This window comes from Streptomyces sp. AM25 (genome assembly GCF_058146165.1).
The window spans coordinates 150,406-169,065 of record NZ_JBKIWN010000016.1 but is presented as its reverse complement, the minus strand read 5'-3'; the positions used below and the strand labels follow the sequence as shown (position 1 = coordinate 169,065).

General features: G+C 67.5%; 29 protein-coding genes. 17 read left to right on the top strand and 12 right to left on the bottom strand.

Going from position 1 to position 18,660, the window contains the following annotated elements; genetic code table 11:
- The first annotated feature begins 127 nt into the window (after positions 1-127).
- The 5 genes from ACLHRZ_RS22930 to ACLHRZ_RS22910 are packed head-to-tail and all read left to right on the top strand — an operon-like array spanning position 128 to position 1,993.
- The gene (locus ACLHRZ_RS22930) at positions 128-421 is read left to right on the top strand and encodes a WhiB family transcriptional regulator (protein ID WP_490420373.1); all 294 of its coding nucleotides are present in this window, start codon (positions 128-130) and stop codon (positions 419-421) included.
- Positions 418-1,053: a hypothetical protein gene (locus tag ACLHRZ_RS22925; protein WP_490420372.1), complete on the top strand. Its 636-nt coding sequence runs from the start codon at positions 418-420 to the stop codon at positions 1,051-1,053. Before ACLHRZ_RS22930 ends, ACLHRZ_RS22925 begins: the two co-directional genes overlap by 4 nt.
- Positions 1,050-1,283 carry a hypothetical protein gene (locus ACLHRZ_RS22920; RefSeq protein WP_490420371.1) on the top strand — a complete coding sequence of 78 codons (234 nt, stop codon included), beginning with the start codon at positions 1,050-1,052 and terminating at the stop codon, positions 1,281-1,283. Before ACLHRZ_RS22925 ends, ACLHRZ_RS22920 begins: the two co-directional genes overlap by 4 nt.
- Positions 1,284-1,337: 54 nt before the next feature.
- The gene (locus ACLHRZ_RS22915) at positions 1,338-1,721 is read left to right on the top strand and encodes a hypothetical protein (protein WP_490420370.1); all 384 of its coding nucleotides are present in this window, start codon (positions 1,338-1,340) and stop codon (positions 1,719-1,721) included.
- Positions 1,718-1,993, top strand: coding sequence for a hypothetical protein (locus tag ACLHRZ_RS22910; RefSeq protein WP_490420369.1), 276 nt, complete (start codon positions 1,718-1,720; stop codon positions 1,991-1,993). Before ACLHRZ_RS22915 ends, ACLHRZ_RS22910 begins: the two co-directional genes overlap by 4 nt.
- A 54-nt stretch (positions 1,994-2,047) precedes the next feature.
- Here the strand turns inward: ACLHRZ_RS22910 and ACLHRZ_RS22905 are convergent, their stop codons facing one another.
- On the bottom strand, positions 2,048-2,485 hold the full coding sequence (locus ACLHRZ_RS22905; RefSeq protein ID WP_490420415.1) for a serine hydrolase domain-containing protein: 438 nt from the start codon (positions 2,483-2,485) through the stop codon (positions 2,048-2,050).
- Between the two features lie 106 nt (positions 2,486-2,591).
- Positions 2,592-3,254 carry a DUF4097 family beta strand repeat-containing protein gene (locus ACLHRZ_RS22900; RefSeq protein WP_490420368.1) on the bottom strand — a complete coding sequence of 221 codons (663 nt, stop codon included), beginning with the start codon at positions 3,252-3,254 and terminating at the stop codon, positions 2,592-2,594.
- Positions 3,255-3,499: 245 nt separating this feature from the next.
- Between ACLHRZ_RS22900 and ACLHRZ_RS22895 the strand changes: the two genes are divergently transcribed.
- Complete coding sequence (locus ACLHRZ_RS22895) at positions 3,500-4,300, top strand: GbsR/MarR family transcriptional regulator (protein WP_490420367.1); 801 nt, start codon at positions 3,500-3,502, stop codon at positions 4,298-4,300.
- Positions 4,301-4,700: 400 nt separating this feature from the next.
- On the opposite strand, the gene ACLHRZ_RS22890 is transcribed toward ACLHRZ_RS22895, so the two are convergent.
- From ACLHRZ_RS22890 to ACLHRZ_RS22865, 6 genes are all read right to left on the bottom strand, one after another.
- Entirely contained in the window at positions 4,701-5,153 is a 453-nt protein-coding gene (locus tag ACLHRZ_RS22890) for a hypothetical protein (RefSeq protein WP_490420366.1), read from the bottom strand.
- Positions 5,154-5,222: 69 nt separating this feature from the next.
- Positions 5,223-5,690, bottom strand: coding sequence for a hypothetical protein (locus tag ACLHRZ_RS22885; RefSeq protein ID WP_490420365.1), 468 nt, complete (start codon positions 5,688-5,690; stop codon positions 5,223-5,225).
- Between the two features lie 75 nt (positions 5,691-5,765).
- Positions 5,766-5,990 carry a DUF397 domain-containing protein gene (locus ACLHRZ_RS22880; protein ID WP_490420364.1) on the bottom strand — a complete coding sequence of 75 codons (225 nt, stop codon included), beginning with the start codon at positions 5,988-5,990 and terminating at the stop codon, positions 5,766-5,768.
- A 139-nt stretch (positions 5,991-6,129) separates the two neighbouring features.
- Entirely contained in the window at positions 6,130-6,975 is an 846-nt protein-coding gene (locus ACLHRZ_RS22875; RefSeq protein ID WP_490420363.1) for a helix-turn-helix domain-containing protein, read from the bottom strand.
- Between the two features lie 23 nt (positions 6,976-6,998).
- The gene (locus ACLHRZ_RS22870; RefSeq protein WP_490420362.1) at positions 6,999-7,523 is read right to left on the bottom strand and encodes a DUF6879 family protein; all 525 of its coding nucleotides are present in this window, start codon (positions 7,521-7,523) and stop codon (positions 6,999-7,001) included.
- On the bottom strand, positions 7,495-7,737 hold the full coding sequence (locus ACLHRZ_RS22865) for a hypothetical protein (protein ID WP_490420361.1): 243 nt from the start codon (positions 7,735-7,737) through the stop codon (positions 7,495-7,497). Before ACLHRZ_RS22865 ends, ACLHRZ_RS22870 begins: the two co-directional genes overlap by 29 nt.
- A 270-nt stretch (positions 7,738-8,007) precedes the next feature.
- Between ACLHRZ_RS22865 and ACLHRZ_RS22860 the strand changes: the two genes are divergently transcribed.
- Complete coding sequence (locus ACLHRZ_RS22860; protein ID WP_490420360.1) at positions 8,008-8,826, top strand: hypothetical protein; 819 nt, start codon at positions 8,008-8,010, stop codon at positions 8,824-8,826.
- Here the strand turns inward: ACLHRZ_RS22860 and ACLHRZ_RS22855 are convergent, their stop codons facing one another.
- Both ACLHRZ_RS22855 and ACLHRZ_RS22850 read right to left on the bottom strand, forming a co-directional pair.
- Complete coding sequence (locus ACLHRZ_RS22855; protein ID WP_490420414.1) at positions 8,827-9,117, bottom strand: hypothetical protein; 291 nt, start codon at positions 9,115-9,117, stop codon at positions 8,827-8,829.
- Positions 9,118-9,326: 209 nt separating this feature from the next.
- A complete protein-coding gene (locus ACLHRZ_RS22850; protein WP_451420941.1) occupies positions 9,327-9,911 on the bottom strand; it encodes a TerD family protein in 585 nt (194 codons plus the stop codon).
- Between the two features lie 170 nt (positions 9,912-10,081).
- Between ACLHRZ_RS22850 and ACLHRZ_RS22845 the strand changes: the two genes are divergently transcribed.
- From ACLHRZ_RS22845 to ACLHRZ_RS22815, 7 genes are all read left to right on the top strand, one after another.
- Positions 10,082-10,777, top strand: a complete 696-nt coding sequence (locus ACLHRZ_RS22845; protein ID WP_490420359.1) for a hypothetical protein — start codon at positions 10,082-10,084, stop codon at positions 10,775-10,777.
- A gap of 296 nt (positions 10,778-11,073) precedes the next feature.
- Positions 11,074-11,928 carry a CHAP domain-containing protein gene (locus ACLHRZ_RS22840; protein ID WP_490420358.1) on the top strand — a complete coding sequence of 285 codons (855 nt, stop codon included), beginning with the start codon at positions 11,074-11,076 and terminating at the stop codon, positions 11,926-11,928.
- Between the two features lie 91 nt (positions 11,929-12,019).
- Positions 12,020-12,904, top strand: a complete 885-nt coding sequence (locus ACLHRZ_RS22835) for a hypothetical protein (protein ID WP_490420357.1) — start codon at positions 12,020-12,022, stop codon at positions 12,902-12,904.
- 5 nt (positions 12,905-12,909) lie between these two features.
- Positions 12,910-13,317 carry a hypothetical protein gene (locus tag ACLHRZ_RS22830; protein ID WP_490420356.1) on the top strand — a complete coding sequence of 136 codons (408 nt, stop codon included), beginning with the start codon at positions 12,910-12,912 and terminating at the stop codon, positions 13,315-13,317.
- Positions 13,318-13,375: 58 nt separating this feature from the next.
- Positions 13,376-13,969, top strand: a complete 594-nt coding sequence (locus ACLHRZ_RS22825) for a phage tail tube protein (protein WP_490420355.1) — start codon at positions 13,376-13,378, stop codon at positions 13,967-13,969.
- A 92-nt stretch (positions 13,970-14,061) separates the two neighbouring features.
- Positions 14,062-14,352 carry a hypothetical protein gene (locus ACLHRZ_RS22820; RefSeq protein ID WP_490420354.1) on the top strand — a complete coding sequence of 97 codons (291 nt, stop codon included), beginning with the start codon at positions 14,062-14,064 and terminating at the stop codon, positions 14,350-14,352.
- A 65-nt stretch (positions 14,353-14,417) separates the two neighbouring features.
- Positions 14,418-14,771: a hypothetical protein gene (locus tag ACLHRZ_RS22815; RefSeq protein WP_490420353.1), complete on the top strand. Its 354-nt coding sequence runs from the start codon at positions 14,418-14,420 to the stop codon at positions 14,769-14,771.
- A gap of 43 nt (positions 14,772-14,814) precedes the next feature.
- On the opposite strand, the gene ACLHRZ_RS22810 is transcribed toward ACLHRZ_RS22815, so the two are convergent.
- Together ACLHRZ_RS22810 and ACLHRZ_RS22805 are read right to left on the bottom strand one after the other, a co-directional pair.
- Positions 14,815-15,216, bottom strand: a complete 402-nt coding sequence (locus tag ACLHRZ_RS22810) for a DUF3592 domain-containing protein (RefSeq protein ID WP_490420352.1) — start codon at positions 15,214-15,216, stop codon at positions 14,815-14,817.
- A gap of 46 nt (positions 15,217-15,262) precedes the next feature.
- A complete protein-coding gene (locus tag ACLHRZ_RS22805) occupies positions 15,263-15,721 on the bottom strand; it encodes a hypothetical protein (RefSeq protein ID WP_490420351.1) in 459 nt (152 codons plus the stop codon).
- A 59-nt stretch (positions 15,722-15,780) separates the two neighbouring features.
- Here ACLHRZ_RS22805 and ACLHRZ_RS22800 point away from each other — a divergent pair, with 59 nt between their 5' ends.
- Genes ACLHRZ_RS22800 through ACLHRZ_RS22790 form a run of 3 tightly spaced genes read left to right on the top strand, consistent with a single transcriptional unit; the run spans position 15,781 to position 18,658 of the window.
- Positions 15,781-16,386, top strand: a complete 606-nt coding sequence (locus ACLHRZ_RS22800) for a hypothetical protein (RefSeq protein ID WP_490420350.1) — start codon at positions 15,781-15,783, stop codon at positions 16,384-16,386.
- Between the two features lie 2 nt (positions 16,387-16,388).
- Positions 16,389-17,462: a phage tail protein gene (locus tag ACLHRZ_RS22795; protein WP_490420349.1), complete on the top strand. Its 1,074-nt coding sequence runs from the start codon at positions 16,389-16,391 to the stop codon at positions 17,460-17,462.
- Positions 17,459-18,658, top strand: a complete 1,200-nt coding sequence (locus tag ACLHRZ_RS22790) for a phage tail family protein (RefSeq protein ID WP_490420348.1) — start codon at positions 17,459-17,461, stop codon at positions 18,656-18,658. The genes ACLHRZ_RS22795 and ACLHRZ_RS22790 overlap by 4 nt, the downstream gene beginning before the upstream one ends.
- The last annotated feature ends 2 nt before the right edge of the window (positions 18,659-18,660 follow it).

Sequence of the window (18,660 nt, the reverse complement as noted above, 5' to 3'; positions counted from 1 at the left end):
GAGGAACGAGAGGTGGGCAAGGGGCGGAAGTTGTTGCGATGCCGCACGCAAGCCCGTACAGTCTGATTGCGCCACCGCAACAACTCCCCGCTCCGCCCGCCCCGTTCCCGAAGGGGACCGCTCCCGTATGCCCGCCCCCGCCCTCCGCGCCCCGCTCCCCCAGGACCACTACCCCTCCGCCTCCCGCCGCCCCGCCGACTGGCGCTCCCTCGCCGCCTGCACCGGCCTCCCCGACCACACCGTCTTCGCCCGCCGCCCGAAGGCCGCCCTCCCGGCCCTGCGCGCATGCGCCGTCTGCCGCGTCCAACGCCCGTGCCTGGAGGCCGTCGCCCCGCGCGAGAGCTGGTTCGACGGCGTCTGCGCGGGGCGCCTGTGGCGCAACGGCCGGGAGGTCCGCATCCCCGAGGAGTACTGCCCATGACCACCGCTTCGACCTCTTCCTCCTTCTGGCTGGGCGTTCTGCTCCGCCAGTTCCCGGAGCTGAACCGGGAACTGGCCCCCAGCCGCACGGCCCGCCCGGCGACGGGCGTGCCGAACCGCTCGGGCATGCCGCCCTCCGCCCCCATCCGCCTCTTCGTCTCCGACACGATCCGCGACATCACGGACGGCGTGGTCGAGTTGGAGGAGGCGGTCTGCGGCCGGCTCCGCCTCCCGCGCCCACCGCGCGGCACGGTGGGACAACGCCTGGTCCGCCTGCTCGCCCTGGACCGTGACATCACGGACGACCCGCTCCTCGCGGACCACGTCCGCGCCGAGGCCCGCCGCATGGCCCGCCGTTGCTCCCTCGCCCTGGGCGACGCCGAGACCCCCGTCCGCGTACGCGGCCGCTGCCCGCACTGCGACTCCGTCTCGCTGCGGGTGTTCCCCCACCGCGAGACGGTCCTCTGCATCAACCCCGGCTGCCGCTGCGCGGATCCGTCCTGCACCTGCACGACGGACGGCCGTCACCGCCACGCGTGGCCGCGCGACCAGTGGCAGCGGCTGACGGAGGCGGTCGCCGCCGACCTGAAGGAACTCACGGCGGCAACGGACGAGGAGGGCTCGGCACGATGACGACACCACTGACGACTTTGGTGACCACGGCCATCGCCGCCCAGGAGGCGGCGGTCTCCCCGGACGCCGTCCGCAAATGGGTCCAGCTCGCCCACCTCACCCCGGCGGGCCGCCGGGGCCGCGCGAACCTGTTCCGCCTGGAGGACGTGTTCGCCGCGGAACGGGCGACACGGAGGGGCATGAGAAGGGCCCCTATATATAGGGGCCCCGTACGGCACGTGCGGGGGTGACACCTCTGGGGATCGCTTGTGCCGGTGGGAACCGGCTCCCTACGTTCGGACACTGTGGACGACACCGCTGCCGACACGGACAGCCCCTGCCTGCTCACCCCCCAGCCGGCCGGCACCCTGGAAGACCTCCGGTCCGCACTGGCGCTGGCGGCTCCCCAGTCGCTGCCCGCCTTCGACGCGGAACGGACAGCTGCTGCACAGCAGGCGCGCGAGACGGTGAACGTGGCACCTCTGCGGCGTTTCGCCGGGCAGTGGTCGGTGTACGTCGCCATTGAACGGCAGCCGCACCGGGCCGCGCGCCTGCGCGAGTTGGAGGTCTGCGTGGACCAGGCCGAGAACATCGACGAAGTCCGCGCACTCACCGCGGAGATCGGCCGCATTCTCGATGCGGCATTCGCCGAAGCGGGCGGGCCACTTGGAGGGCACGATGCCCCATGAGTAACAAGGGCCGGTGGCAATGGGAGCACGTCCCGGGCACCGGACACGTTGCCGGACGCCCCCGGCGAGTCGTCACGGAAGTCGAGCGACTCGCATCGCATCTCGTCGCTCTCGCCGAGTTCGGTGTCGACATCACCGACATCGGCCACGGCCCGCACAACGGAGCGCCGGGCGGGGTGCGCCGGATCCCGCTTCTCACCGACGGGTGGCTCTGCTTCGTGGCGGCGCCCCGCTGCCGACTGATCGCCATCACGCACGTTGTCCCGCAGTAGGGCGCGTCGCGACAGGTCTACCGGCGCCCCGTCGGCCGAGCCGGCCCGGCCCCGTCAGCTCGCGGCCCGCCCGCCGCGGAACACCGCCGTGATGAGCCTGTCCAGCGCCTTCGGGAATTCCTGCGCCGGGTCCATCGCGGAGTCGCCGGTGGTCAGCCCCGCGGCGAGTTCGCCGGTGCAGTTGTACACCCCGCTGGTGTGCTGCAGCAGCATCCGGACCGTGATCCGGCGGTCCAGCCCGAGTTGGGGCAGGTGTTCGGCCACCGGGGCGTCCAGCGCGATCGTGCCGTCGGCCACGAGTTGCAGCACCAGCGTCGCGACGAAGGTCTTGGTGGTGCCACCCACCCAGAACTGCCCGTCCGTCGACGGCTTCGCGGCCTCGCCCGGCTTGCGCACCCCCGCGCTGCCGGCCCACTCGCCGCGCTCGTCGTGCACGCGCATCCGCATCCCGGCGAAACCGGCGTCGACGAACGCCTGGACGGCTTCCTGCAGTTCCGGACGACCCTGCTGCCGGAGCCACTCTCGGCGGTCTGAAGAACCGCACTCATGGTCATTCCCTGTCTGGCAATGGGGAGTTGGCGGGCAGAGCCGGAGCGGGCTACAGGCTGCGAGCGGTGATGTCGCCGTAGGAGGTGGTGGCGCGGATCTGGAGTTCGGCGGTGCCGTCGTTCCTGAGGGCGTTGCTGATGCGGCCGTGGCTGGTGCCGGCGTCGAGGGAGGCGGAGGCGCCGGCAGCGACGCCGACCGTGATGCTGCCGGACTGGGTGTGGAGCACGACCGAGCCGCGCACGGCTTCGGCGATGCGGATGTCGCCGTGTGCGGTGCTGATTTCGGCGGGGCCGCCCAGCCGGCCGACCTCGACGTCGCCGTCGACCGCGGTGAGGCGGAGGCTCGCGGCCTCGTCGATCTTGATCCGGCGGTAGGCGCCGTCGAAGGTGACGTCGCCGAGGCGGCCGACGCCGCGCAGCTCGCACGCGGAGGTCCTGGCCTCGACGCGGGAGCCGGCGGGCAGTTGGACGGTGACCTCGACGGCTCCGGAGCCGAGGAGCCGGTTCTCGGCCTCGGGGGTGTGGATCCGCAGGACGCCGTCGGTGCAGGCAACGGTGGTCTGCTCGGCGGTCTGGACGTCGCGGCTCTTGGCGGGGTCGGCGGGCCGGACCTCGACGGTGGTGTCGGCGCGGTCGGCGGCGATGAACTGGATACGGCCGGCGGGGACGTCCAGGGCGGCGACGACCGGGGCGGGAGTGTTGAACGTACGCATCGCTTTTCTCCTTCTTCGGCGGCGGGCGCCTCACCGGCCCGTCGTTTCTAATAGAGGAAAAGCTACGTTGCGTTCGCGGCTCTGGCAACATACTCGTTGCACTAAATCCCAATCCATGCAGGTCAGATCACAGATTTCATTGCAACGAGCCTGAATTGAATGCAACACCCATCTCCCCGGGCGTTGCAATGAATCGGGAGCGAACGCTACGCTGGAGCCGCGCACGGACCACGAAGGAGGCCGCAATGCCGGGAGGCAGACTCACCCAGCCCGAACGCCAGCAGATCGCGCTGGGGCTGGCCGACGGGCTCGCCTATGCGGAGATCGCCAGACGCCTGGAGCGCCCGACGTCGACCATCACGCGCGAGGTGATGCGCAACGGCGGCCCCACCGCCTACCGCGCCGACCTGGCCCACCGCGCGACCGAACGCCGCGCCCAGCGCCGCCGGCAGACCGCCGCCCGAGGTCCGGAGACGCCTCCCCAGGTCCACGGGCGCAACGCGGAGGCGGTGCGCGCCTACGAGGACACGTTCACGACCGTCCTCATGCAGTCGGGCACGCCCAAGATGATGGCCCGGGTACTGGCCTGCCTCTGCACCACCGACACGGGCAGCCTCACCGCCTCCGAACTCGCCCGGCACCTCCAGGTCAGCCCGTCGTCCGTCTCCAAGGCGGTCACGTACCTGGAGGAACAGGGCCTCGTCCGCCGGGAACGCGACGAACGCCGCCGTGAGCGCTATGTCGTCGACGACGACGTCTGGTACCAGTCCATGATGGCCAGCGCCCGCGGCACCGCCCACGTCGCCGACATCGCACGTCAGGGCGTCGGCATCCTCGTCCCGGGCACGCCGGCCGCCGTCCGTCTCGAGAACATCACCCGCTTCCTCGAATTCGTCTCCGAGAGCATCGCCCGAGCCGCGGACCAGGCCCGCGAAGTCCTCCACACGAAAACGGAGGCGACTTCGGGCGGCGCTGCCACGCCGAGTTCGTCAGAGGACGAACTCGGCGTGCTCCTGCGCACAGCTCCACACGGCGTCGAAGGCTGACGCGTAGAGGCGGCCGGGTGGCTGCAATGCGGAGTGGTCGCTTCCAGCAGCGGAAACCTTGAATTTCCGGGCCCAAAAGTGAGGGTTTCCGCCACCGGAAGCATGCACTCCGGTTACTGCGAGCGCACCCGCATGACGGCCGCGGGCGGAACCGACCGACTCCACTGCCCGTCCGTCTCCCTCGGCGATTGGCGCTTGCCGTCTCCGGGCTCGCCCATCAGACTTCCCCCTCCGACGGCTTCGTCCTGTCCATCGAGCGACGTGAGCCCGTAATGGGCCATGCAACTCGGGCAGGCATGCACTCTCGCCGCCACCTGGTCCCCATAGACCACTGCGACCGCGACGGGCAGTGCCGTCACTCCCTTGTGCCACGCACACCAGCCGGTCGCCGCTGCCGACTTCACTTCTCCGGGCCGATCAGCCTGCGCAGGACTGCGGGGTCGCACAGCCCTTCGGTGTCGTCCGGCGGCGTCAGGAGCCAGTACGCACCGGGCGGCTCGGCCCGGTGCGGGGCGGGTACGCGGACGTAGCCGAGCGGGTGTTCCGCGCCCAGGCAGCCGATGCCGGGCACGCTCCAGCCGGTGCTCGTGCCGGGCGGTACGAGCACGGTGTAGCTGCGGTTCGGCCGGTCGACGATGACGGCACCGCCGATGCCGGCCACGCGGAAGACCCACTCGACGGCGTCCCGTTCACCGCTCCCGGAGAGGCGGTGCACGACGTGGGCGGGCAGCACCACCGCGTCGAAGTGCAGGCCCGCTCGCAGCGGCGCTGCGGTATCGCGCATCCACGCTTCCCGGGCCAGGTAGGGGTGCTGCTCCCTCGACAGGAGCCAACGGCTGGCGGGGGCGTCCATGTTGGGACCCCTGTGAGACGAACCACCTTTAAGCATGGCCATGTCGCTCCTTGAAACAGGATGTTTCGATCAGCCCAACGGACACGTCACGTCACGGACCGTCCGGTTCGGCGAGCAAGTCAGAACGGTGAGGCTGAGGAACAACGGCCGCCCCAGGTAGTACCCGAAGCAGACGTCCCCACCCCACCTCAAGTTCTCCACGGTGCACGCGATTCGATGCGACAGCCGGTCAGGAGCCCTATCGGACTGCGCGGCGAATCGCGGCGCATACTCTGTCAGCCGTTCGCTCAGCCAGTCCGCAGCCGCTTGGGGACACTCCCAGGTTCCCTGAATCAACTTGCACGGCTTGACCAGCCAATATGCCACTTCCAGGGGCGGCACCTCAGTCACTCGCCACTCCGCCGCGGCCTCCCGGTACCTCTCCAGCACATCCGGAGAACTCGTGGCCGTCGGCTCGACCGGCGAGGGTGGGCGCCGAATGCTCTCCTTGTCGAAGACGCCTTTGTCGCCGACCCACAGATAGCCGTGGAAGTGCACATGATGTCCCGTTCTACGAAGTGGGAGCGGCTCGCGCCCTCCAGGAACGGGAGGGCACGAGCCGCGGTTCGGGTGTCAGACCGTGATGCCGAAGCGAGCCGGATCGATGCCGGCTGCGTTGAGCTCGGCGGTGGTGAACCTCAGCGGCTCAGCCTCCGAGCGCTTGCTGTCGCCCACTGCCCACGCGTCGGAACCGAGGTGCGCGAGCGTCACACACGCCTCACCATCCGGATGTGTGTTGCCGCCGCAGGCCCTCGCGAAGATGACGCCGGTGATGTCGAGCCCGTACAGGTCAGTCATGGGAACCTTCCTGAGAGATGGGACACCGGTCGGGTGCAGCAACCAGGCACAAGGCGTTGCAGGGCTGCCGCGGTGTCCGCCACGACGCTATGAACCGGAGCATGTTGAGCACCACGCGATTGCAAGCGATTGCAGGGATTCACTCGAGGGAGTCGATGGCCCTGGTGATGCATGCACGCGCCTGCGCGCCATAGACGGCCGTCTCTTGCAGTTGCGCAAAGGCCTTGCTGTAGACCGCGATCTCTCCGGGCGACGTGATGTTGACGAAGGCGGACAGCGTCTCGACAGAGACGAGCCCATCGTCGAACATGTAGAACGCCTCCAGCGGCCACACCCGGCGCGCGGCCGTGAGAGGGATGACCCCCAGTGACACCGACGGCATCGGCATCACCGTCAGCAGGTGGCCGAGCTGACCGGCCATCGTTGGGGCATCACCGACACGCGCTCGCAGGACCCACTCCTCGATCAGCACCGAGAATCGGTGATCGCCCTCCACGAGCAGGCGAGAGCGGGCCAGCCTCGCAGCCACGGCGTCGTCCACATCATCAGGTGTCCCCTGAAAGTCGGTGATGGCCGACATCAGTGCCCGCGCGTACGCCTCGGTCTGGAAGAACCCCGCAATGACGTTGGAGGCGTAGACACGGCATACGCGCGTCCGTTCGTACAGTGGCAGCACATCGTCCTGCGATTTGCGCATGCCTGTGCGGTGCACCCGCTTCCACTCCACATACATGGACTCCGCGGTGCGGGAAGCGGCGATGAGGTCGCCAATCTGGTCTTCCGCTCGACAGGCTGCACACCAGAGACGGATGTCCGCGTCAGAAGGCCAAGTCTTCCCGTTGGCGATACGGGAAGACTTGGCAGGGTGCCAACCACAGAGTGCCGCCAACTCCTGCCCTGTGAGCCCGGCGTCCTTCCTGATCTCGGCAAGTCGCTGGGCCACGGCCTCACGGGCTGCCTGCGCGCTGGCGAACGGCGAGGGCATGGGCTTGTCGTCTCCGTGTGGCTCTAGATGATGAAGTCAGCGTGATCCTTCGCTCTGCTCCACACGGACTCGAAAGCTGCGGCGCAGAACTTGACGACGGAAGGCCCCTCCAAGAAGTCGGCGTGCTCCCAACGTCCGTCGCTTGCGAAGACGTTGAACTGCGCAGGCCGGTTGTCGAAGAGCCAGAAGCCGTTGCCCGGCAGACGAAGGTCCGAGGCTTCGCGGCGGGGCAGCCAGCGAACTTGTTCCCCAGCAGCGACATTCACGATGGTCGTTGCGTGTTCGAACCGGATGTAGTCGCTCGGCGGGGCAGAGAAAACGCGAGCCCTGCGCATGTCGACCCCGCGGGCGACGGCTTCCCGCACCAGCTCGGACCAAGGCCGCCAGTACTCGGAGTCAGGATCGGCGTCGAAGGCGCCGGTCTCCTTCCACGTGGCGAAGTCCGCAGCTTCGCCCTCGACCCCGTAGAAGTCGCGCGTCTCCAGGTGGAGCGCGGAAGTGCGGGTGGCGTCCAGAAGCTCAGCGAAGCTCTCCACGCTCTGCGACATCACATGCCTCCCTCAACGCCCGCACCATGCGAGCCGGAATCCGGATCACTGCCTCGTCAGCAGGAATGGGGCCCACGCTCAAGACGTCGGCCTCCGTCCGCTCGTCGGCCTTCCAACCCTGCAGGACGAAGTCGGACGTCTCCTCGTCAACGAAGACCGACGGCGAGCCGTTGACCCCTGACTTGTCGCCCTTGGCGATGAACCGTAGTGCCACGAACCCGCCTGCGCCGAGTGGGTTGCGCCAGCTTGCACGAACTTCGGTCGTGGGCGGTTGTACCGTCAAGAGGACCTCACGCCGGACGCTGTCCTGGAACCACTGATGAAACCCATCATGGGGGCTCTCCTACATCAGTCAGAGCTCAACTTGCAATAATTGACCGCCAGTCACGCCCCGTGCGCTACGGTGCCAACAACAAAACGACCCCCGCACCGGTTGCACCCGGCGCGAGGGTCTTCACCCACAAGGAATCAGAGGTTCCCTGGGATGCTCCGGCATGTTATCGCCCCTGCCCGCTTCTTCTCCCAAGTACCGAACGAGATCATCCGCCATCCGCGCCTCTCCTCGGACGCCGTCCGGCTCCTGCTCTGGCAGCTGTCGCTCCCCGAAGGCGCGAACGAACCGCTGTACGAGTCCGCGAAGCGGGCCGGGATCAAGAAGACCGCATTCCTGTGCGCGAAGCGGGAGTTGGCGGGCGAGGGGTACCTGCACGACTGGCGCCGTCAGGACGGAGCCGGCCGGTGGTCGCGGTCGCAGCTCGTCTCCAACGTGCCGTTGACCGCTGAACAGGCCATCGCCGTAAGGGATACGGGCCAGCCGCCGACCACCCCGAAACCGGCGGTCGGTGAGCCGGGTGCCCGGTCCGTCGGCCGTTCCCCACACATCAACACCGGGGAGAACACCTCCCACCCGCTCGCCACCCGCGGCGCCGAGGCGCTGGCCGCCGCCGTGCACGGCGAACGCCGACTCGCGCTCAACAGCCGGGAGGTGCGCCGCCTCGCCCCGCTGGCAGGCGAATGGCTGGTGCGCGGCGCCACGTTGCAGGAGCTGCGCGAGGCGCTGACGTCCGGGCTGCCGGACCGTATCCACTCCCCCGTCGAGATCACGCGGGACCGGCTGCTGCGGAAGATGCCGGATCCACTGCCCGAGCGGACCCGGCGGATCCCGGTCCCGGTCCCGGTCCCGGTCCCGGCACCCTCCACGGCCGCCCCGTCACCGGCCCCGTACGACGTATCGGCCGCCGTCGCGGCCACCAGACGCGGCGCCGCCGCAGTGCGCGAGGCCCTGCTGCAGCGGCACGGCTGACTACTCGTCGCCCTTCCCGGCGGGCCCGCTCTCCAGCGCGCCCCACGACGGCATCCGGTACACCTGCGCACCGGCCGCGCCGGTGCGCTTCTCCTGCATGACCTCGACCGCCTCCTGCCACCCGCTGACGAAGCCCTGGACCTCGGCGGCATCGAAGGCCTTCCCGGCGAGCTTCTCCACGACCGAGGTCAGCGCCTTGGCGACCTCACCGGTGAAGGCCCCGGCCTGCCCGGACTCGGCGGCCACTTCCACCGTGGCAGCCACGACATCCGCGAGCTGCTCGCTGCGCATGCTCACTGAGTGGTTCCTCCGCACATCCCGAACTGCTCGCTCATGCCACCCCCAGGTGCCGTCCACCGACTGATTTGCCCCCGCCAAGACGCCTCCGGGGTATCTGTACGGGATACCCGGGAGTGTGTGCGATCGCCCACTTAATCTATCCCGAGGGTCTGACACTCCGTCGCCAGACCGGCAGTCGGCCGGAAGTTCGCGAGGCGGCGCTACTTTCCCATCGCGAAGCGGAGCAGGCTGTCCCGGTCGCCCTGCTGGACGGTGCCGCGCTCGTTGACGACCTCCAGTTTCCAGGAGGCGCCGACCCGGTACGCCTTCGCGACGGCGATGGCGTTGCCGGCGCCGAGCAGCGACGGCCAGATGTCGGCGACCTGCGCCGTGCTGCCGCCGGTGCTGTCGTAGATCTTGAAGGAGATGTTGGCGGCGTGCTGGAAGTCGCTGCCCTTCTTGAAGGCGGCGCACACGAACACGATGGAGGTCACCTGGGGCGGGACCTTGTCGAAGGTGACCTCGATGAGCTCGTCGTCGCCGTCGCCGCGGCCCGTCCGGTTGTCGCCGGAGTGCGTGATCCCACCGTTCTTCAGCGGGTCGGTCACGTCCAGACCGGCGAACCGGACCGGGTCGTCGCCGCTCATGAGGATCGCGATCGCGTCCAGATCGGTGCCACGGGCCTTCCGCAGCGCGCCCATCAGCCCGCCGCCGAGGCCGGCCGTGGTGTCCCACGAGGCGCCGACACCCATCTTCGTCACGCCGTCCAGGTCGGCCGCCCCGTCCGCCTTGGTCAGGGTGATCACAGCAGGGGTGTTGGGCGTGGTCACGGCGCGAGCCCTTCGTCGTTACGTCGTTTCGTCGTTTCCGGACACGGGCCGCAGTCGGCCCCACTTCTACGCAAAACGTAACACGCACGTGATCATGAAAAGGAGGGTCCAAAGGGACCGGAACGGCAACGGGGTGGGAGTTCACCATGTGGGGACGCAGACGGGTACGGCGCGCGCAGGAATACGAAGCGGCCGTCGCCGAGGCGCGCAGCGATCTGGCGGAAGTCCTCCGCATCGCCGACGAGACACACGCGGGCATCGCGGACGTCTTCGGCAAACTCCGCGACGCCTACGCCATGATCGAGGAACTGCTCGACCAGGGGGACGGCCTCCCGGCCAAGTCCGCACGGGCCCGGCTCGCCTGCCACCGGGAGGCGTGGGACGAGATCGAGGAGGACATGGCCTCCTTCGTGGAGACCCGGCGCGCCTGGCACGGCGACCGGACGGCCGATGCCGACCTCCTCGAACTGACCGAAGCAGCAGAGCACTTCGCCGAGTACGTCTCCTCCTGCGCGCAGACCATGGAGGAGATGGCCGGCCTCATGAGCTCGTTCCACGACCTCTACCTGAACATGGTCGAACTCCGCGACAAGCTCGCCCCCATCCGTGACCGCGCCCACGCCGCGGTCGCCGCCGCCGCGAACGAACTCGCCTGGGCGGGCCCCACGGCCCAGGGCAAGTTCGCCCTCGAAGTCCGCCTCCACACGATCGGGGACCGGCTCCGGGAGCTGGACGCGGGGCGCGTGGAGCTGGAGCCGGGGCGCAAGGTGACGGACTGGTACCGGGACGTCGAGGCGGAGATCGCGGAGATCCGCGAGGCGGTGCTGCGGCTGGGGTACTGACCGACCCCGTTCGATCGGCCCCGCAACTTCTTGTTGCGCTCGCGCGCGATCTCGTTCACAATAGATGCAGCGGCGGAGCTGTGCCCACAACTCGGGTACGGAGTCCGCCGCTTGGCGTTGAGCCGGCCAGTACGCCGGGCCACCTGCACGGCGGTGCCGTCGACAGCGACGGGCCGCAATGGCCGACCGGAGACGACTGCGCGGCTCGACCGCCTGCACGCGACAGCGTGCCGAACTCCCATCACTTCAGCCCCCGATGGAGGGCACATTTAAAAATGGCCAATACAGCTAAGGCAATGCTCGACGAGGCCGCCAAGCACATCGGATACAAGGAAGGGCCGAACAACGACAACATGTTCGGCCGCTGGTACCCGATGAACAACGAGCCTTGGTGCGCGATGTTCATCTCGTACTGCGCCTACAAGTCGGGCAACGACGACATCATTCCGAAGTTCGCCTACTGCCCGAACGGCGTGAGCTGGTTCAACGATCGCCGCCTGTGGAGCAGGACGCCTTCCGTCGGCGCGATCGTGTTCTACGGAACCGAAGGACAGGACCACGTCGAGGTCGTCGAGTCTTTCGACGACGACACCATCACCACCATCGGCGGAAACACCAACACCGACGGCTCCTCCAACGGCGACGGTGTTTACCGCCGCCACATCAGCCGAAACTCTTCCCGCATCTACGGATACGGCCACCCCAACTACACCGAGGACATTGACATGCCGAAGCGCGTCAGCCTTGCCCGTAAGACCGAGCTCGTTCTGAAGCGGAACACCGTTACGCAGATTCCGTTCATCGACGAGTACTCCGACGGCGGCGACCAGCACCCCGACAAGGGCGGCCCGGCCTTCATCTCCAGCAACTCGGACTACATCGCCACCGCCGCGGCGACCCTCAAGGACGTCAAGCCCGGCCTGACGATCCAGACCCGCTTCAACGAGATCAACGCCAAGGGCGAGATCGCGAAGGAGGGCCCGATCGAGGAGCACCTGGGCACCGGTGGCAACACCTACATCACCCAGACCCGCGCCGGTGCCGTCTGCGGCCCGGGCAACCGTGTCGTCTGGACCATCGAGATCATCAACGGCGATGTCGACCCGACCCTGACCTACGCCGAGGTCCAGGCCAACTACTGGCCGCGATAAGTCTTGGCGCTCGCTGAGCATCAGGGGTGTCCCGGCATGCAATGCATGCCGGGACACCCCTTTCCCGTATTCCCTTTGAAAGGAAATCAGCATGGTTTCGGTCAGTGACCTGCTGCCGTACAAGCTCACGTACACCCAGCAGCCGTGGAGCTTCGACGCCGACCAGCGGAGCAACGCCCAGGCAATCCTGGAAGAGGCGCTCAAGGCAGGTCTCGGTCACCGCGGTGCGGTCGTCGGTGTTGCCACCGCGCTCCAGGAGTCGGGAATGCGCAACCTCGACCACGGTGACGCGACCAGCATCGGTATGTTCCAGCAGCAGGACTGGTGGGGCACCCGCGCCCAGCGACTCGATCCGCACTGGACGTCCTGGAAGTTCTTCTCCGAGATGAAGAACATCTGCCCCGGAAAGTTCGGCGCCGATTACCTCAACTCAACGCAGCTCTACCAGGTGGCCCAGGCCGTCCAGGTCAGCGCGTTCCCGACGTATTACGCCAAACACGAGCAGGCAGCGGCCGAACTGATCGCCGAACTCGTCGACAAGGGCGACGACGCCCCCAAGCGCGTCAGCCTCGCCCGCAAGGCGGATCTCGTCCTGAAGCGGAACACGGTCACCGCGATCCCGTTCATCGACGAGTACTCCGACGGCGGCAACCAGCACCCCGACAAGGCCGACCCCGCCTTCATCACCGGCAACTCCGACTACATCGCCACCGCTGCCGCGACCCTCAAGGGCGTCGCCCCGGGCCTGACCGTCCAGACCCGCTTCAACGAGCTCAGCGCCAAGGGCGAGGTCGTCAAGGAAGGCCCGATCGAGGAGCACCTCGGCACTACGGGCAACACCTACATCACCCAGACCCGCGCGGGCGCCGTCTGCGACCCCGGCAACCACGTCGTGTGGACCATCGAGATCATCAACGGCGACGTCGACCCCACCCTCACCTACGCCGAGGTCCAGGCCAACTACTGGCCGCGGTGACGGCGATGAGCGAGGCCCTGCTGTCGTTCCCCGATGTGGAACGCCTCATCGTCGACAACCTCAAGTACCGGCCGGAGCTCGCGGGCGTCGTGGTCGACAACCGTCCGCCGAGCGGATTCGACGGTACGCAGAAGGTCGTGCTGGTCTCCCGGACCGGCGGTGCGTGGGTGGACGACCTTCATCTCGACACGCCGCTCGTGGAGTTGGAGGTGTACGGCCCCGACAAGACCACCGCGCACGCCGTCTCCCTCGCCATGCGCGCCGCGCTGCTCCAGCTCCGCGGCACCGTCCACGGCACGGCCGTCGTGACCGACGTGGTCGAGACGGAGGCCGTGCGCTGGCTGCCGGACTACAACCGGCCCGCGGGCAACCGCTATCTCACGACGGTGCGCTTCTCCCTCCGCCCGGCGTGACCCGCCGCTTTCTCCCAAGCCTTTTTCCTCCCTCTTTTCCTCCCTCCTAGGAGTTCTCATGTCCGGAATGAACCCGAGCGAGATCCGCGTTGCCGGCACCGGCCGCATCCTGATCGCCAAGGTCGGCACCGACGCCCCCGCCGACACCACCACCGAGTGGGGCGCCGCCTGGCACGACCTGGGTTACACGAGCACCGACGGCGTGAAGTTCGGCCGCAAGGGCAAGACCGCCAACATCGACACCTGGCAGTCGCTCACCCCCGCCCGCACGATCTACACCGAGCGCGAACTGACCCTGAAGTTCGGCATGCTGCAGCTGAACGAGGACACGCTGCCGTTCTTCTTCGGCGGCGGCGAGGTCGTCGAGACGGCGCCGAACTCGGGCCTGTTCAAGTACGAGATCCACAGCGACCAGGGCGAGGACGAGCGCGCGCTGGGCGTCGAGTTCAGCGACGGTGCGGACGTCCGATACCGCTTCGTGGTGCCGCGCGGTCTGGTGACCGTCAGCGACGACATGGACCTCAACCGCAAGGGCGCGGTCAAGCTGGGCGTCACCTTCGCGGCGATGGCGCCGAAGCCGGGTGCGCCGCTGGCGACGTGGCTGATGAAGGACAAGGCGTTCGCGCCGGCGACGGCGCCGGCCGGCAAGTAATCGCCCCCACCTTCCCCGAACCGGGGCGCCGCCCTTCCCCGGTTCGGGGAAGGGCGGCGCCCCATTTCCCCTCTCACCTCAAGGAGCATTCCATGCCCGCTTTCGACGTCAACGCGGCCCGCGCCCAGCGCTTGGAGGCCCACGGCCGTTCGTGGTCCTTCTCGCTGGACGACGACACCTTCGAACTCCCCACGGAGATCGGCCATCGCACGGCGCGCGCCCTGCGCGAGCTCGACGACAACGACGTGGACGGGCTGCTGGGCCTGCTGCTGGGCAAGGAGCAGTTCGCGCGCTTCGTCGAGCACGACGTGACGATGCAGGACATCGCCGCGATCCTGGAGGCGTACGGCAAGGAGACCGGGCTCGGCCTGGGGGAAGACTGAGCCTCGACGCGTTCGTAGAAGAACACGCCGAGGCTCTCGAAGCCGATCTGCTGCGGCACTTTGGCGTGGATCTGCTGGACTGGCACCGGGGGTCGCTGTCTTCGCGGCGACTGACGGTGCTGGTCAAGCACATGCCGCGGGACAGTGCGGTGAACCGGGACCTCCACGGCGAGGCCGTGGAGTGGGATGCGGGGACGCACTTGCTGGCAGCGGCAGTTGACCACTTGGCTGTCGCCAACTGGATGACGGCGACGGTCAACAGTGGCGAGGACGGCGAGCCGCTGGACTATCCGGAGCCGGTGCCGAGGCCGTCCGCTGCGGTTTCCGAGGAACCGGCCCTTGCCGAGCCCGGGAGCGGAGAAGGTCCCGCTCCAGTTGGTCTCCCAACGCCAGGTGAGCTTGCGCGGTTCTTTTCCTGATTCCAGGCCACAGCACCAATATCGCCGAGCCGACGAGCAACGGCTAAATGAAGATCTTGTAGAAGAACGCATGCATGGCGACCAGCAGCCCGATGCCGCCCCAAAGGTTCCGCCACGCCTCGGACTTCCTCGCGAGCTCACGTTCGGTCCGGGCCCGCTTGGGGTTCCGCGGATCGTACACAAGATCCACCACTTCGCCGTTGCCGGCCACGCGACTGCCACGCAGAGGGGACCTGTACAGCACATGCCGCCCCTCTCCGGTCTGAAACTCAAAATGCTCCGAGACGCGGTCCTCCGACCAGTATCCGCCCGTGCACTCCGCCTTCACCTTCACACCCGCAGAGCGGAGGCGGCGGTCTATCAGCAATGGGCGAAGCCCGAAGGGAAGGACCAGACCACCGAAGATGAACAACCACATGAACCCGTAAATAAACCATCCGACCACGGGAAAATCTCCAAGACAGGCGGCTCGAATCTCGCGACAGCGCCGCTCACATGAGGTTGTAAAAAATCACGTACACCCAAAGCAGCTGCGGGATCAGGAAGATGCCCTCGATCGCGAGGACCACCCGCTTGACAAAGCGATGCCCAGGCTCTCCATCGAGCCACTTTTCCAGTTGCGCCACATGCGGCTTGTCCGGATCGTAAACGATGTCAACGACATCACCGGGATCGATTGGCATGGAGTAATTCGGGCCCGTGGTGTGCAGAAACTTCCGGCCACCAACAGCGGAATACTCGATCGTCGATATCGAAGAGTTCTCGTCCCATGAAATTCTGACGCAGACGCCGGGAACCTTCACCCCCACCCGCATTAACCTCTTACTGCGCCGCCGCGGGACAACAATAAAAGCAACGACGAATGGAATCGGGCAGAGCAATCCCAGCCCGATGATGCAAATAACAGTCACGACTACCCCCTGTCCTGCTCCTAAATGAGCGGAGTTCATCGTACACCGCACCCCGTCCAGACCTAACGACGATTCAGATCGCGACAGAGGGATTCAACGTGTCCAAGGACCCCACCATACCCTCGCCAGGGGATGCAATCCCGAGCTGGCTGAACGACCTGGGCCGCCTGTACTTCTCCAAGGAGGACGGGGACCAGGTAAAAGCAAAAATCAACGGCCTCAGCGTCGGCATCGATCACCTGAAGTTGGCTGTCGGCTTGCTGGCCACTGGCGCGACGGCAGTCAAAGCCGACTTCACGGGCATCAAAATCGACGAAAAAGGGATCACCGTCCTCGGCCGCCAGAAAGTTACTTGGCCGCACGCCAGAGACGACAAGGCGAAAGCCGACTCGGCAGAGAAGCTGATAACCAAGCGGATCGGTCAATTCGACAAGAAACTCGGGGAGCTCGGCACGCTGCGCAGAGCGAACGCAATGAGCGGCGGCGACAAGTATCTCGAGAAGCAAATTCGCAAGGTTTCCGGGAAGCTCCAGAAATTTCAGCGCGACATCGACAAGCAGCAGAAGGAACTGCAAAGGATCGAAGCTTCGGACAGTTCGAAGAAGGCGGGCCACAAGAAGTTCCGCGAAGACGAAAGCGGACAGATCACCAAGATCGAACGTGAAGTCAAACGACTCAGCACCGCACTGGCCGGAGGGTCTTAAGCATGTCTCTAGTTCAATCCCTCGGCCGCGCCGGTGGCGCCGCCCGGGATTTCAGAAGCAAAGTCGACGCCGCCGGAAAGGCGGCGGGGCTCCTCGGCCGACAGGCCGGGACGGCGAACACCGGCATCGGGAAGATCCGCGGGTCCGCCCAGCAGTCCACCCGTGAGCTCAAGGGCATGAAGACCGCCGCCGACCAGGCGGCCAAGTCCGTGGCCAAGGTCGGCAAGGAGGCCGGCAAGGGCGGCCCCGCCATGGCGAAGTTCCAGGGTGGGCTCAAGAAGGCCGACGGCGGGGTCAAGGGGCTCAACAAGTCCATGAAGGGCAACGTCATCGGGATGTTGCTCGGGCTGCTCGCGCCGCTCATCGAGAAGGTCGTCGAGATGGCGTCCCGTTCGAAGGCGATGCAGAAGATCATGAAGGTGGCCTTCGACGTCATCGGCAAGGTCGTCAACACCGTCATGAAGGCCATCGGGCCGCTGATGAAGTCCACCGGAGCCCTCATCTCCAAGGTGTGGAACGGCATCAAGGCCGCGATCCTCCCGATCGCGCTCTGGATCGGCTCCGCCATCCCCGACGCCTTCCACACGGTCAGCAGCGCGCTCTCCAGCGCCTGGGGCGGGCTCTCCTCCTTTGCCGGATCCGTCTTCAACGGCATCCTGTGGGCCGTCAAGGCTCCGATCAACGGGGTCATCAGCCTCATCAACAGCGCCATCGGCGCCCTCAACGGCATCAGCGTCACCATCCCGGGATGGGTGCCCTTCGTCGGCGGCAAGACGTTCGGCGTGCACATCCCGTCCATCCCCATGCTCGCCGAGGGCGGCATCGTCGCGCCGCGCAGCGGCGGTGTTCCGGCGATCGTCGCCGAGGCCGGGGAGTCCGAGGCCGTCATGCCGCTGTCCAAGCTCGACCGGCTGCTGACGCGTACCGCCATTGAAGCGCGCCTCGCCGGAGCCCGAGTCGGTGCCCGGCAGTCCGCCGGTGCCGGGTTCCACATCGAGAACTACTACGCCACCCGGGCCAGCAGCCCCCAGGACACCGCCCGGTCCCTGATGTTCCTGGCCAAGGCCCGTGGGTGAGCCACGTGCCCGCCGCCACAGCTCTCCCCCGTGCCCGTAATCCCCTCGCCGACTCGGCCGGTGCGTTCCGCAACTTCGGCTCCGCCCTCGGCCAGGCCGCCCGGTCCGTACAGACCGGTCAGCGTGCCATCGCCACCGCCTCCCGCGTCCTCGACCGCATCAAGCAGTCATCAGCCCAATCCGGCCCGCAGATCAAGCAGTTCGGGACCGGCGCCACCACCGCAGGCCGCGCCGCACAAGCACTCGGCAAGCAAGCAGGCACCGCCAACTCCGGCCTGCTGAGGACCAAGACCGGCTCCCAGCAGTCCGCCCGCCTGCTCAAGAACGTCAAGCGGCAGTCCGACACCACCGCCAAGTCCCTCACCCTGCTCGGCAAGGGCGCCGGCAAGGCAGGCGCCTTCGCCGGGAAACTCGGCGGCAGCCTCAAAATCGCCGGCGGCGTCATGAACGTCGTCAATCTGGTGATGAAGGCGAACCCCTTCGTCCTCCTCATCACCCTGCTCGCCCCGTTCGCCGAGCAGCTCATCGAGTTCGCCCTGAACTCCGAGCTCGGTCAGCAGCTCATGGAGCAGGTCTTCGACACCGTCAGCCAACTGATCGGCGCCGCACTGACCGTCATCGTGCCCGTCGTCACGGCCTACCTCACCGTCGTCACCGGCTTCTGGAAGGGCGTCTTCAACGTCGTCAAACCCGTGGCCAAATGGGTCGCCGAGAAGATCCCCGGCGGTTTCCGCAAGGTCAGCTCCGCCATGGTGAAGGCCCTGCACGGCATGGGCGGCTTCCTCCAGACCGCCTTCCAGACGGTCGCCGGTGTCGTCGAGGGGCCCATCAGCGGGCTCATCGGCTTCGCCAACTGGGTCATCGACGGCCTCAACAGCATCAGCGTCAACATCCTCGGCAAGAAGTTCGGCATCCACCTGCCGAAGATCCCGATGCTCGCCCAGGGCGGAGTCGTCTCGCCCCGCAACGGCGGTGTCCCCGTCATCCTCGCCGAGGCCGGCGAGGCCGAGGCCGTGCTGCCGCTGTCCAAGCTCGACCGGCTGCTCGCGCAGACGGCCCAGGCCGCCCGGGCCACCGCCACCACGACGACAACGGTCCCGCGCATCGACCACTACTACGAGCCCGAAGGCCGCGGCTCCCGCGGCATCGCCGCGGACCTGCTCTTCCTCGCACAGACACAACAGACGAGAAGGTGAGG

Excerpts from the sequence above, each read along its gene's own strand:
- ACLHRZ_RS22890 (WP_490420366.1), bottom strand. The coding sequence starts at position 5,153 with ATGGACGCCCCCGCCAGCCGTTGGCTCCTGTCGAGGGAGCAGCACCCC.
- ACLHRZ_RS22830 (WP_490420356.1), top strand. The coding sequence starts at position 12,910 with ATGAGCGAGGCCCTGCTGTCGTTCCCCGATGTGGAACGCCTCATCGTC.
- ACLHRZ_RS22855 (WP_490420414.1), bottom strand. The coding sequence starts at position 9,117 with ATGCGCAGCGAGCAGCTCGCGGATGTCGTGGCTGCCACGGTGGAAGTG.
- ACLHRZ_RS22870 (WP_490420362.1), bottom strand. The coding sequence starts at position 7,523 with ATGTCGCAGAGCGTGGAGAGCTTCGCTGAGCTTCTGGACGCCACCCGC.
- ACLHRZ_RS22930 (WP_490420373.1), top strand. The coding sequence starts at position 128 with ATGCCCGCCCCCGCCCTCCGCGCCCCGCTCCCCCAGGACCACTACCCC.
- ACLHRZ_RS22820 (WP_490420354.1), top strand. The coding sequence starts at position 14,062 with ATGCCCGCTTTCGACGTCAACGCGGCCCGCGCCCAGCGCTTGGAGGCC.
- ACLHRZ_RS22895 (WP_490420367.1), top strand. The coding sequence starts at position 3,500 with ATGCCGGGAGGCAGACTCACCCAGCCCGAACGCCAGCAGATCGCGCTG.
- ACLHRZ_RS22880 (WP_490420364.1), bottom strand. The coding sequence starts at position 5,990 with ATGACTGACCTGTACGGGCTCGACATCACCGGCGTCATCTTCGCGAGG.
- ACLHRZ_RS22805 (WP_490420351.1), bottom strand. The coding sequence starts at position 15,721 with ATGAACTCCGCTCATTTAGGAGCAGGACAGGGGGTAGTCGTGACTGTT.
- ACLHRZ_RS22845 (WP_490420359.1), top strand. The coding sequence starts at position 10,082 with ATGTGGGGACGCAGACGGGTACGGCGCGCGCAGGAATACGAAGCGGCC.
- ACLHRZ_RS22875 (WP_490420363.1), bottom strand. The coding sequence starts at position 6,975 with ATGCCCTCGCCGTTCGCCAGCGCGCAGGCAGCCCGTGAGGCCGTGGCC.
- ACLHRZ_RS22840 (WP_490420358.1), top strand. The coding sequence starts at position 11,074 with ATGCTCGACGAGGCCGCCAAGCACATCGGATACAAGGAAGGGCCGAAC.
- ACLHRZ_RS22835 (WP_490420357.1), top strand. The coding sequence starts at position 12,020 with ATGGTTTCGGTCAGTGACCTGCTGCCGTACAAGCTCACGTACACCCAG.
- ACLHRZ_RS22860 (WP_490420360.1), top strand. The coding sequence starts at position 8,008 with ATGCTCCGGCATGTTATCGCCCCTGCCCGCTTCTTCTCCCAAGTACCG.
- ACLHRZ_RS22925 (WP_490420372.1), top strand. The coding sequence starts at position 418 with ATGACCACCGCTTCGACCTCTTCCTCCTTCTGGCTGGGCGTTCTGCTC.
- ACLHRZ_RS22910 (WP_490420369.1), top strand. The coding sequence starts at position 1,718 with ATGAGTAACAAGGGCCGGTGGCAATGGGAGCACGTCCCGGGCACCGGA.
- ACLHRZ_RS22795 (WP_490420349.1), top strand. The coding sequence starts at position 16,389 with ATGTCTCTAGTTCAATCCCTCGGCCGCGCCGGTGGCGCCGCCCGGGAT.
- ACLHRZ_RS22900 (WP_490420368.1), bottom strand. The coding sequence starts at position 3,254 with ATGCGTACGTTCAACACTCCCGCCCCGGTCGTCGCCGCCCTGGACGTC.
- ACLHRZ_RS22920 (WP_490420371.1), top strand. The coding sequence starts at position 1,050 with ATGACGACACCACTGACGACTTTGGTGACCACGGCCATCGCCGCCCAG.
- ACLHRZ_RS22825 (WP_490420355.1), top strand. The coding sequence starts at position 13,376 with ATGTCCGGAATGAACCCGAGCGAGATCCGCGTTGCCGGCACCGGCCGC.